The organism is Paenibacillus sp. S150 (assembly GCF_019352175.1).
GTDB lineage: Bacteria > Bacillota > Bacilli > Paenibacillales > Paenibacillaceae > Paenibacillus_AQ.
Window position 1 is genome coordinate 299115 of sequence record NZ_JACBYI010000003.1, and the last position, 12546, is coordinate 311660.

The following is a 12546-nucleotide window of genomic DNA, read 5'->3' on the forward strand; positions in this document are numbered from 1 at the left end:
CAAAGGCTCCCCGTCAAAATATACGCTCAGAGGAGGTGTAAATCCTGAATCGTTATGGACCCGTTAAGCTGTTAGGACTTATTGCCGGAACAGCCTTGCTGAATATTGTCGTGTTATCCCCCGGGCTGCTGGGCCTGGAGATTGCCGGCGGAAGTGCCATTGAGACCGCTGCAGGCGTAACCTTGCTGATTATTAGTCTGCTTGTCGTGCTGTACGGGAGCTATACACTTCTCTTCAAAGCACCCGCTGTTCCTTCTGCCCGACATTTGGAAACCCGGGAGGACTATATCACCGGGCTGAGCCGCTACCGGAATGTGAAGGCGCTGAGGGATGACGTCCTGCTTGCCCTGGATCAGCTGGAGCGGCTTGATAAGAAGAAATCGACCCTGCTGAAAGTGCTGGGAGAGCGGTTTGAGCCCACCGAATTAAGCTACCGGAAGTTTCAGGCAGTGATTGGTGAAGTCGAGAAGCTTTTTTATCTGAACGTTAGAGGGATTCTGAACAAGCTTAGCGTATTCGATGCGTCGGAATTCACCCTGTTCACCAACCGGCAGAAGCCGAAGCCCTTCTCCGATACACTTGTGCAGAGAAAAACCGAGCTGTACAATGAATATTTTTCCCATGTAACCGGCTATCTGGGGGCCAATGAAGAAATTCTGCTCAAACTGGACCAGCTGCTGCTGGAGATTTCCCTGCTGGACAGCACGGATTACACAGCAGTTGAAGAAATGCCCTGCATGAAAGAGCTGAGCGCCCTGATCGGGCAGACGAAGCTCTACCAGAATTAGAAAGGAAGATGCACATGGCCGGAAAAGGCAAAAAACTGACCATACTCGTGGTGATTGCAGCAGCCGTATTTGCTCTGGTCTATTTCGGGATCACACTGACCGCCAATCTGGGCAAATCCGATAAGGAAATCTCGGCGGAAGATGCCGGTAAGAGGCTGAACAAACTATACAACGATATTAATGTAACAGTGGCAGAAACGGTAAAAGGCCAGATCGACCTGGACCCGGCAGATATCGGCGAGTCGCTGCCCGACATCTCCAAGTTCCCGATTTCCGTGGAAAATACAACGGAGAGCTTCGTGGAGATCTTCTCATCCACCGAGAAATCCGGCACGGGAAATGACGGCTGGCTGAACGAAGTGGCAACGGCCTTCAATGATGCCAAGCCGATGGTCGGCGGCAAGCAGGCCTCGGTCAAAATCCGCAACATCGCCTCAGGCACGGCTGCCGACTACATAAGGTCCGGCAGGTACATTCCTGATGCTTTTACCCCTTCCAACGAGCTGTGGGGTGAAATGGTCAAGGCGAACGGCACACCTGCCGAGCTTATCTCGAAGCGTCTGACCGGGAATGTGGCCGGGGTGGTGACAGGCAAGAAGAAATATGATGAGCTGGTCGGCAAGTATGGCTCGCTGAATGTCAAAACTATTACGGACGCCATCGCAGGCAACGAGCTGTCCATGGGCTACACCGACCCGTTCGCCAGCTCCACAGGACTGAATTTCCTGGTAACCGCACTTGGCACCTTTGACAGCTCGGATCTGCTCAGCGACAAGGCGGTTCAGGGCTTTGAGCGTTTCCAGGCAAATGTTCCGTTCATTGCTTCAACCACCCTGCAAATGCGGGATGCGGCCAAGACCGGCGCACTGGATGCTTTTGTTCTGGAATATCAGACCTTTGTCAATGCGGCGGATCTGAAGAGCGGCTATGTGTTTACGCCGTTTGGGGTACGGCATGACAGTCCGCTCTACGCGCTGGGGAATTTGCCCAAAGAGAAGGTGGACATTATCAAGGCGTTCGCCGAATTCACGGAGCAAGCCTCCAATCAGAAGCTGGCTGCGGATAAAGGCTTCAACGGCCTGGATGATTATGTCTCGGAAATGGCCCCGGTTGAAGGCAGCATCCTTTCCTCCGCCCAGAAGCTCTGGAAGGAGAAAAAGGATGGCAGCAAGCCGATTGCGGCTGTATTTGTAGCCGATGTATCGGGAAGCATGGCCGGGGAACCGCTGAACCAAATGAAGGAGTCGCTGCTTAAGGGCCAGAAGTTTCTGGGAAAGGACAACAGCATAGGCTTTGTATCCTACTCCAGCGAAGTGACGATCAACCTGCCAATTGCCAAATACGATACCAATCAGCAATCGATGTTCGTCGGCGCGATTAACAGCCTGCAGGCTGCCGGAGGCACCGCTACTTTTGACGGAATGATTGTGGCGATGAAAATGCTCCAGGACCAAATCGCCGCCAATCCCGGCATGAAGCCGCTGATCTTCGTTCTAAGTGACGGAGAGACCAATGAAGGCCATTCGCTGGATGATATCCGGAGCCTCATTGAGACCTACAAAATTCCAGTCTACACCATCGGCTATAATGCGAATATCAAGGCGCTGGAGAGCATCTCCAGCATTAATGAGGCGGCGAATATCAATGCGGATACAGACGATGTGGTCTACAAGATCGGCAATCTGCTGAACGTGCAGATGTAGAATATTCGGAGAAGTGAAGCTTCATAAAACCTGGCCTATGCTTCCGAAGCGAGTTTTATTGCGGAGATTATTCGAAGATGTAAAGCTTCATAAAACCTGGCCTACGCTTCCGAAGCGAGTTTTATTGCGAAGATTATTCGAAGATGTAAAGCTTCATAAAACTTTTAAGGAGGCTTGTTATGACATTTACCATGGAAATCCCCAGTCAGGAAACGCTCAAATCGGTCATTGAGGAGCAGGTGAAACCGGAGCCCGAGGAGGTTACCCAGCTGAAGGAGCTGGCCGCCAGCAATGTCGCAAGCATTCTGGAGCTGGATATCGACTCTCTGGAGAAGCGGAAATCCGTGCTGCAATCCATCGACACCTTCGGGATGAATACCATGCGCTCCTCCTCGGAGAAAAACTCCCTTCTCCAGGTGTCTGTAGGAAATCTGTCCAAGACCGGGGATGAAGGCGGCCAGGTCGCCAAAGGCTTGACAGAGCTGCACTTGCAGCTGAAGGATCTGGACCCCAGCGCAGTGGATTTTGCCAAAAACGGGATTCTGGGCAAATTCTTCAATCCACTCCGTACTTATTTCGCCAAATATCAAAAAGCGGATGCCGTTATTTCCGATATCATTCTTTCATTGGATAAAGGCAAATCCATCTTAAAGAATGACAACACCACTCTTGAAATTGAACAGCAAGCCCTTCGGGAGCTCACCAAAAAACTGCAAAAGGAAATTCAGCTTGGCATTCTGATGGACCAGGAAATCGAGCACCAGATCGAAGCGGCCAAGGTGCGCGGGGAGTCCGGGGACAAAATCCGCTTCATTACCGAGGAGGTCCTCTTCCCTCTCCGCCAGCGGGTTATGGACCTGCAGCAGATGCTTGTAGTGAATCAGCAGGGAATCATGGCGATCGAGGTCGTGATCCGTAATAACAAGGAGCTGATCCGGGGCGTCGACAGAGCAAGAAATGTAACCGTCTCGGCGCTCAAAATATCGGTCACGGTCGCCAGCGCGCTGTATAACCAGAAGATTGTGCTCAAAAAAATTGAGCTGCTCAACCAAACGACAGACAATCTGATCAGCGGCACCTCAAGAATGCTTAAGGAGCAAGGCGCGGCGATTCAAAAGCAATCTATGGAGACTACAATCTCTCCTGATACGTTAAAACAGGCTTTTACAGACGTTCTGTCCGCCCTGGACTCCATCAGCACCTACAAGCAGGAGGCGCTGCCCAGAATGCGTGAGACGATCAATCAGTTCCGGGAGCTGGCCGACAATGGCGAACAGCAGATCCAGCGGCTGGAGCGGGGCAACTCGCTCGGGCTGTAGCGGCAGAGATTTGAGTCTGCCAATTCAACATGATAAACTATTTCCCGACCACATTCTGGGAGGGGACGCAGATGAGCGAAGAAGAAGCAAATGCAGCCGGCTGGGATGCCATTGATGAAGCCCTGGGCCGGCTCTATGGAGAGCAAGAGTTCAAACACTATGGAACTGCTATACCTTATATGCTCGGAGGACCTGATCCGCTGAATGGAATCAGTGTATATGAAGTAAGCGGGCCGCTTCCCCATTGGCATTTTGTAACCTATGGCTTCTCGGAGCTCTATGAAAAAGAAACGGAAGACCCTGAACACAGCGGCTACGGCTTTGAGCTGACCTTCCGGCTGTTCAAGCCGGCTACGGAGGAAGAGCCCCCGGCCTGGGCGCTGAATCTGCTGCAGAACCTGGGACGTTACGTGTTTAACAGCGGCAATGTCTTCCGCTCCGGGGATTATATGGATGCCAACGGCCCCATAGCCCTTGAAACGGATACAATGCTGACTGCGCTGGCTTTTATTGGAGACCCGCAGCTGCCGGTGCTCGATACCCCAAACGGCAGAGTGGAGTTCATACAGGTTGTGGGCATTACCAATGACGAGTTGCTGGCAATGCAGGTCTGGAACACGCTTGGAGTCCTGGCGGAAATGGCGGAGCATATGCCGCTGTATATCAGCGACTTGCAGCGGGATTCACTGCTGAAGCTGCCTTCAATATCTGAGGCTGTACGGCTGGGCAGTGAAAGCGATGGCTCCAATACCGGCGCTTTGTATGTCGATCAGCTCGCCTGGGAGAGCCCGGATGGCGATTCCGTCCATACCTTGCAGTTAGGGGCCAAGCAGGCCGAAATCGTTGGCAAGCTGCTGCGGGGAAGACTGCTCAAGGGGCGCTCTTTAACTCTGGCCGGACCGGAGGTCACCGTCAGCTTCGAGGCAGGAGACAGACACGGCCTCGAAATACGCGGGGAGCTGATGATCCTCAAGCTGGATGAGGCGGTCTCCGCAGCCCTTTCAGAAATTCTCCAGCCGGTGGCGGGACTGCATCAGCTCTCCGGCTGGCCGGAGCTGGCGGTCCGGATCGTGCCCACTCACATTACCGATAGCGAAGGAAATGTTGTGAAGACAATTGGATAAGCACTCATGGCAAGCCAAACAGCTGCGCCGTCCTTAACCGGGCAGCGCAGCTGTTTGCATTTCAGGTGTAAGTCTGGCTGCTGAAGCCAGGCGGGAAGCCAAGTGGAAAAGGTATCTTCATATTCCCCCAGCCGCTTTTTCGCAAGCGTTAGCGGATAAAAGGCTCCCTAATCGTCCGTTTCGCCCCCTTTCAGAGGAATACGCCTACATTAAGATGTACTTGAACCATTAATAAAAAGGGCAGCCATTTTAGTGGTAAAAAGGATCACTAATCCATCGCATTCGGATCCTGGATCATCCCTAGTGGGAAAAAGTACAACTAATTCGGCTGAAATCAGCCATATGGGGGGAGATGGCCTCCATGAAGTGTACAAAATCCCACTAAAGCCCTTTAAATCCAAAATTCCAGCCCATTAGTGTTACTTTTTACACTTCGCTTCAGTCCCCTATGAACCTCTCCCTTGCGTTCCATCAGCTTGTTCGGGTTCGCCGGTTCATTTCATATACATTAAGTTTCTTTATTGTGTTTTTTAAAGATTACAGAACCGCCTCCCGCTTAAACAGCGGAGCGGACGGACCCGCGGAACAGCGGCCGCGGCCGCCTGGGTCTCCGGATTTTCACCGCCAAGATACTGCGACGAAATAAAGTACCGCTACATTGTTGACAAAACTCCCAAAACCGTGGAGATTTTGTCAACAAAAGCGGGTACTCATTTCCTCGCAGCTCCTAAGAGGAATGAAATAAATCTGGAGAGCACAGCGACCCGGACAACGCCCCGTTCGCGGAGCGTCCACTCCAAAAGCCTGCGTATTCCTACGCAAGTGGAAACGGGTACCGTCCTTATAAGGACAGTGCGAGAGCTTCAATCTGCCTTGATGGGCCGTCTTGTGTTTGGTCGAACTGTTACTGTAACTGCATTTATGGGCGGCGCTATCGGCACAAGCACTGTCACAGCCAGCGTATATATATGATTCAATCGTAATTCCCCCAGGAATTATGCGCATTTAGCTGATGCTACTTCTATTTATAATTGCCAAGCATCAGCCTTAGGAAATACCAGTATATAGGAATTTCCTTTGGGGCATCCAATCCAGCAGCACTTGAAAGATTACAAAGTCTTGGGCATAATCCCTACAAAGGCGATGGACCATACGGCTATGCAATTAGAAAATATAAAATCTATATCCTTTGAATTTGAACAGTGAAGAATGGCCTATCAAGATACGTATGGCCGGTAAGCGCCTTGTATTCCCCCTCGGATACAAGCGCCACTGGCCGCTTTTTCAGTCTTACATGTAAATGTCCACTACCGTGCCTTCCGCGCTCCGCAGCCGGTCAAAATCAGCCCGCTTGATCCGCAGTCCGCCGGTACGGTACGGATTCCCCAGACGTTCAGCCTGGACCTCCCGGCCGTTCACCTTAACCGAGCTAAGCCCGCCCCCGGCGCAATGGTAGACAAACACGGCATGCGCGCCGCCGTAGCCGAAGTCCAGGCGGGTACCGTCGAGCTCCTGCGGCAATACCGGATCGACGATCAGGTCACCGCCCTCCTCACGGATGCCCAGCACACTTGTGATCAGCTGGTTCATGTAAATCCCCGGACCGCTGGAATAGATTCTCCAGCCCCCTTTGACCGGAACCGATCCGTCACGCAGCTCCCGGAAGCGCTCCTGCGCCTCATAGCGGTTGGCAAATTTGCCGTCCGAGCTGCTGAAATAGGAATTGCTCTGCCGCAGCTCCGCATTCGGCACCGCTTCGCGGATGCCGATCGGGTTAATGACGGCCAGGCCCTTCCATACCTGATCCCGCTTGCCGATCTTGGCCATAGCCTCCACAAAACGGATATGGGCATGCACATATTGCAGTCCGATCTCACGGCCGAAATTCGCCGCCTGCTCCGCACGCTTGAAGTGCAGACTGACTCCGCCGGCATACTGTGCCGGATGATTCATCAGACGCACACCGTCCGGGCAGAGGAACTGCTCCTGAATCAGCCGGTAATGCTCCTCCATCTGCTCCGGTGTAAGCAGCTCCCCAATCATGCTGCGGGTCATCGGCAGCAGACGGTACTGGATGCCGGTCTCCTGATCTTCGGGATGCAGCATCAGCTTGGCAGCAGCCGGATTTTCAAAGTAAAGGAAGCCAGGAATCACACCGGTTCCCAGCATATAGCGGTTGAAGTCGCCTTTGATGCCTTCCGCCAGCTCCTGCAGCTCTCCGGACCATGCGGCATCCACAGCTTGCAGCGCGCCCGACAGTCCCAGCACCGTCTGATAAGTCAATGCAACTGTCCAGCTGCTGACCATGTACTGCTTGAGCTGGACATTGGCCGGCTGAAGGGTATCATCCCAGTCTCCATCGCCGTAGGAGGACAGGAAGGTATCGTGCAGGAAGTTCGCTTTAATATAATCCAGTTCCTTGACTGCATGCTCCCGCAGCGAAGCTGTCCGGTCCGTAAAATCAAAGCTGTGCTTGCGGGTATACGGCAGCTGCACCTCAAGCACTTCATAGTCCCGGGTCGCCCGCAGATAATCGCCCAGCACCTTCAGCGGCCAGACGATGATGTCCCCGTGGCTCTCCTCTTGCTGGATATGCGTGTATTTATCGAACATGAACCATTGCGGCCAGCTGCCGTCATCCTCATACTGATGGGCAAACACTGTCAGGAGAATTTCCCGCACCTGCCCGTATTTACGGGTAGCCAGGAAATATTCCACGGGTCCTTGACAGACGTCGCGGGTTCCCCATGCGGCACCGCCGTATTGCTCCAGACCATGGGGCACCGAATAGTGTACAAGCATATTGTGGGTATACCACCAGGCCAGCGCATTCACCTTGAACAGCTCACCTTCGCCTCCGCCCGGCTGCGTCAGCCTGAAGCCGTTCATCACTCCGGCTAAAAATTCACGGTACCGTGAAATCTCTGATTCAACAGAGGTCGGGCTAAGCGGTCTCTCCCTGCCCTCCAGCATTCCCTGAATGGTCAGGGTCCAGTCTGCGCTCTCCTCCAGCTCCATAACCACGAGGGATGCACTGCCCCGGGCGGGCCCTTCAACCAGCATGGACTCATCGCCCAGCCGGTAAGCCGCACCGTTCAGCTGCATCCGGTAGGCCAGCTCCGGGTAAACCTGCGCGCTTGTGCCTGACCCCGCTGCGCGGAAGACAAGCGTTCCATCTGCCGCGTGCTGTGACATCCCGTAGGGAACCTCATATTCCGCTATATTCATTGTAATCTGGTTGGTGATCAGGAAGCGGTACGCGGTGCCTTTTGCCGAACGGACATGCAGTCTCACTTCCGGCTCATCCATCGTTGTATAGTTGGTAATCACCAGGGTATCCGTTGCCGTCTTGTACAGCCAGCGCACATAGTTAAAACCGATTTCGAACAGGGACGGCATCGTCAGAAGGTGATATTGTCCTTCCGTGTGCACGTAAATCCGCTGACCCGAGGTTTTGTAGACATTTAATGCGCTGCGGGCATTGGACATCATTTTATTGAAATTGGTATTGCCGACAAGCACCTGTGAATTGAAGATTCCGTACATGTAAGAGGTTGTGGTCATGATCTCCGGATTCATGCGTGCGTTATCCCCGCTCATCAGTATATGTCCATGCGGACGTTCAACAAGCAGCTCCTTGTCTTTGAGTACAACATGCTCATAGCCTTCGGTAAAGAAGGCCAGCAGCTTGCCGTTCTCATGCTCCTCCTGGAACCTGTGCGGAAACAGCGCATCCAGCTCGGCTCCGGTCAGCGGCAGGGTCTGCAGCGGATCACCGGCCTGCGGATTTGCCGATACACGGTCCAGCCACTCCCCTTCAGACGGCAGACTGCCTGCAGATTGGATCTGCTGCCAAGCCTCCTGCACAGACGGGCCGTACTCCAGCTCCGTAACCGCTGCCGGATGATTCCCGCGGAACAGGCCGTAGAAGGTGAAACGGCTGGGACCTTCCAATATGATTTGCTCAGACTGCAGCGCCGTATAAGCAAATTCATACTGGTAAATCTTATTCGCAAGCTTGTCCCGGGACAAAGCCTCCGGCCTGTTGGTCTCTTTATAGGATAAGCCGAAAAATTGAAACCCGTCGGTGGAATAGCCGGCTGAGCCGCCCAGCAGTCCCTGCTGAAGATACGGAAACTTCCCGTCCTGCGGCTGATTCTGGCGGGAGCATACCACATAGCCTTTGTCCTTGTCTTCAAAAACCGCATGATCAATGTACTGGGAGAGATAAGCCTCATTGCTTGTAACAGCGCCGGGGGAAGCAATTCCCACATCCTGGGTGTAGATCACATCCAGAGGCACACTGCTGCCATCGATCGAGACATCCCAGAACCATACTCCGTTATCCGCCATAGAGAAGACCACCTGATAGGAGATCCTTTCTTTTGCTCCCGGTTCCGCCCTCCCTGCTGAAATTACGCCCTGCCATACCAGGCGGTCGCCTTCCCGGCGGAAGCGGCTGCCAGATTTCACTCCGAGCAGCGGAAACGCCTGAATGCCGTCTGCCAGGTGAAGCCTTGCATATAAATTGCCCGGTGCCCCGTCGACGCTGTTGGACAACAGCTGGTTAATCATTATTTTGCCGCCAAAAGCCTGATACAGGTCACCGCTCTCCAGAAATGTAAAGGTCAAATCACCCTTTTGAAGCGATAGCTTGGGGGTTGTTGCAGTTGTCATTTCTTCTCACTTCCTTATCTGCAGCGGCGTAAGGCCGCTAATTATGGATTGGGTTACAACAAACCAGGCCTCCAGCACCGCATCCGCCGCACCGTATATCCCATGCAGGTTCAGCGGACGTCCGTTGAACAGAACAACGGCAAGGTGCTTCCCTCCAATGAAACGAAACGTTTCTCCTTATCTATATCTTTATCAGTATGATTTTATCTATATATCAACCTCATAAATCATAAACGTTTCACTTCATTTCAATAGCTATTGCCATGATGGCCCATCCTTTGCACCTTACAGCGGCAGCCACTCCAAGACACGCCGCGCCTGGCGGTCCCAATACCCCCATTCATGCTCCCCGGGAGCTTCCTCATACGTAATCTCAAGACCCGCGGCGGCTGCATGGTCCCGAAAACGGCGGTTGCCTTCAAGCAGGAAATCCTCCGTTCCGCAGCATTGATACAGCCGGGGCTGGCTCCCTGACAGGGCTGCGTTGTCCAAGAGCGCGAACAGGTCGTCCCTGCTTCCCTCAAGCTCCGCCGCGGCGCCAAAAATCCGCTGCACTTCTCCCGGCTGGAAGCCATTCGGTCCGCTTATCCGGCCGGCGATGTCCACGCCGCCGGACAGGCTTGCCGCGGCTGCATAACGTTCAGGGCAGCGGAGCGCCAGCTTAAACGCTCCATAGCCGCCCATCGGGATGCCCGCGGCAAAGGTGTCTTCCCTGCGGCGGGAGATGGCAAAAATCTTGCATACAAGGCCGGGAAGCTCTTGGCTCAGGTAGGTAAAATAGGCGCCGCCTTGCTTCATATCCATATAATAGCTGCGGTCTGCCCGCGGCAGGATGAGCGCAAGCCCCTTCTCTTCGGCATAGCGCTCAATGCCGGATTGCCGCGTCCATTCGCTGTGATCCCCGCCAAGCCCATGCAGCAGATACAGGACCGGAAGCTTGCCGTCCCGCTCCTTAAGCGCACAGGCATTCAGCGGAATCACGGCACCAATGTCCGTAGACATGCCCAGAACTTCCGAGTATAACGACATTTGAATCAAAGCCAATTCCATCATCTCCGTTTAATTGCGGGATTTGACCGACTTGCGTTCAATCAGCTCAATCTTGAGCTTATAGAAATCATTGACGGCATCGCCGTTCAGCATCTGGAACAGCAGGTGTCCGGCCAAAGATCCCGATTCATACATCGGCTGGCGGATGGTTGTCATCGGCGGCTGAATATATTCGGCCAGCTGAATATCGTCAAAGCCGATCACCGAAATATCGCCCGGAACGGAAACTCCGCCCTCCTCCAGCGCCTTCATTCCCCCGACCGCCATTTCGTCGTTGGCATAAAAGACGGCTGTGGGCAGCTCGCCCTGCATCAGCATCATTTTGGCGGCTTTGTATCCGCCCTGGCGGATAAATCCGCCGCTTATCTTCCACTTGGTTTTCTCCTGAAGCCCGGCTTCATGCATGGCCCGCAAATATCCTTTGTAGCGCAGCGCATTGTCATACGAGTTCGCCGGACCGCTGATATAGGCGATGGCCTCATGGCCTTTTTCAATCAGATAGCGCGTCGCCCGGTAGCCGCCCTGCTCTCCATCGACCACAACGTTAATAAGGCCTTCGCCGTTAATCAGCCGGTCCATAACCACAATGGGAAATCTGGCGCTTCCCGCCGCCCGGAGAATTTCATCCGTAATGTTATGGGCCAGCACAATGGCCCCATCCACCCTCTTTTCCAGCAGAAATCTTACAGCGGTTGAGTCTTTGCCGCCCATGGAGCTGCAGGCTATAAGATCATAAGAATTGGATAAAGCCACATCCTGAATGCTGCGGATGAGCTCCGAATAATAGGGACCGGATAAATCCGTCAATATGAGGGCTATGGTATTCGTGCGGCTTCTCTTCAAATCCATGGCAAAGCCATTTTTTTGATAGTTCAGCTGCCTTGCAGCCTCCAGCACCTTTTCTCTTGTCTTGGCGCTCACCTTGCTGTCGCCGCTCATGGCGTATGAAGCCGTAGACAAGGCCACCCCGGCCAGCTTTGCCACATCCTTGATCGTTGCCATTTGCTTCAATCCTTCCCGAGGTAATGCAATATGCTTCTCTATATTATTTTATGCCGGAGATGGTATATCCTTCTATGATGTGCTTCTGGAAGAAGATAAATATAATAATGATCGGCACGACCATAAAGGCGGCTCCGGCCATCTGCAGGCCGAACTGGGTACCGTATTGCCCCTTCAGCAGCGACAGCCCTACGGATAAGGTGTACAGCTTCTCGTCATTGGCGATAATCAGCGGCCAGAGGAAGCTGTTCCAGGCCCCGATGAAGGTCAGGATGCCCTGGACCGCAAAGACCGGCTTCACAATCGGCACCATCAGCTGGAAAAAAATCCGCAGCTCGCCCGCTCCGTCCAATCTTGCCGCCTCCAGCAAATCCATGGGGATCGTGGTCATAAACTGGCGGAACAGGAAGATTGCGAACGCCCCCACCAGACCGGGCAGCACAATGCCTGCCATCGTATTCACCAGATGCATCTGGTTAATGATCAGATAGGTCGGAATCATGGTTACCTGTCCGGGAATCATCATCGTGCCCAGAATAACGTAGAAGAACCTGTTTTTTCCGGGGAAATCAAACTTGGCAAAAGCATAGCCGGCCATCGCATTCAGAAACAGCCCTGCAAAGGAGCACAGCACGATAACCAGCGTATTTTTCAAATAGATTAAAAAGTCCATCTTCACGAACAAATCCCGGTAGTTGGAGAATGTCGGGCGGCTCGGAATGAGTGTTGGCGGAATGACGGTAAATTCATTCTCGGGCTTAAAGGAAGAGCCGATCATCCAGATGAAAGGCACCATCATCAGCAAGCCTCCGATAATGAGCAGGGCGATCATTAAACCTTTTTCCATATTTTTCATTTTTAGCGCCATGAAAGTATCCCTCCT

At 53.3% G+C, this 12546-nt stretch carries 8 protein-coding genes; 4 read left to right on the plus strand and 4 right to left on the minus strand.

Translation table 11 applies throughout. The annotated features are described in order from the left end of the window. The first annotated feature begins 95 nt into the window (after positions 1-95). From HYD27_RS05770 to HYD27_RS05785, 4 genes are all read left to right on the plus strand, one after another. The gene (locus HYD27_RS05770; protein ID WP_228744993.1) at positions 96-788 is read left to right on the plus strand and encodes a hypothetical protein; all 693 of its coding nucleotides are present in this window, start codon (positions 96-98) and stop codon (positions 786-788) included. Positions 789-802: 14 nt separating this feature from the next. Continuing rightward, a complete protein-coding gene (locus tag HYD27_RS05775) occupies positions 803-2491 on the plus strand; it encodes a vWA domain-containing protein (protein ID WP_219212447.1) in 1689 nt (562 codons plus the stop codon). A gap of 179 nt (positions 2492-2670) precedes the next feature. Beyond that, positions 2671-3810, plus strand: coding sequence for a toxic anion resistance protein (locus tag HYD27_RS05780; RefSeq protein WP_219212449.1), 1140 nt, complete (start codon positions 2671-2673; stop codon positions 3808-3810). A gap of 71 nt (positions 3811-3881) precedes the next feature. Then, a complete protein-coding gene (locus tag HYD27_RS05785) occupies positions 3882-4934 on the plus strand; it encodes a suppressor of fused domain protein (RefSeq protein WP_219212451.1) in 1053 nt (350 codons plus the stop codon). 1290 nt (positions 4935-6224) lie between these two features. Here the strand turns inward: HYD27_RS05785 and HYD27_RS05790 are convergent. From HYD27_RS05790 to HYD27_RS05805, 4 genes are all read right to left on the minus strand, one after another. Next, on the minus strand, positions 6225-9611 hold the full coding sequence (locus HYD27_RS05790) for a cellobiose phosphorylase (protein WP_219212453.1): 3387 nt from the start codon (positions 9609-9611) through the stop codon (positions 6225-6227). Positions 9612-9896: 285 nt separating this feature from the next. Beyond that, complete coding sequence (locus tag HYD27_RS05795; RefSeq protein WP_228744994.1) at positions 9897-10655, minus strand: alpha/beta hydrolase; 759 nt, start codon at positions 10653-10655, stop codon at positions 9897-9899. A 15-nt stretch (positions 10656-10670) separates the two neighbouring features. Beyond that, positions 10671-11663, minus strand: coding sequence for a LacI family DNA-binding transcriptional regulator (locus tag HYD27_RS05800; protein ID WP_219212454.1), 993 nt, complete (start codon positions 11661-11663; stop codon positions 10671-10673). Positions 11664-11706: 43 nt separating this feature from the next. After that, positions 11707-12531 (minus strand): carbohydrate ABC transporter permease, encoded by an 825-nt coding sequence (locus tag HYD27_RS05805; RefSeq protein ID WP_219212456.1) that lies wholly within the window; start codon positions 12529-12531, stop codon positions 11707-11709. Positions 12532-12546 lie beyond the last annotated feature (15 nt).

Bases quoted from the DNA above. Each gene is read 5' to 3' on its own strand.
- HYD27_RS05790 (WP_219212453.1), bottom strand. From the start codon at position 9,611: ATGACAACTGCAACAACCCCCAAGCTATCGCTTCAAAAGGGTGATTTG.
- HYD27_RS05805 (WP_219212456.1), bottom strand. From the start codon at position 12,531: ATGGCGCTAAAAATGAAAAATATGGAAAAAGGTTTAATGATCGCCCTG.
- HYD27_RS05800 (WP_219212454.1), bottom strand. From the start codon at position 11,663: ATGGCAACGATCAAGGATGTGGCAAAGCTGGCCGGGGTGGCCTTGTCT.
- HYD27_RS05780 (WP_219212449.1), top strand. From the start codon at position 2,671: ATGACATTTACCATGGAAATCCCCAGTCAGGAAACGCTCAAATCGGTC.
- HYD27_RS05775 (WP_219212447.1), top strand. From the start codon at position 803: ATGGCCGGAAAAGGCAAAAAACTGACCATACTCGTGGTGATTGCAGCA.
- HYD27_RS05785 (WP_219212451.1), top strand. From the start codon at position 3,882: ATGAGCGAAGAAGAAGCAAATGCAGCCGGCTGGGATGCCATTGATGAA.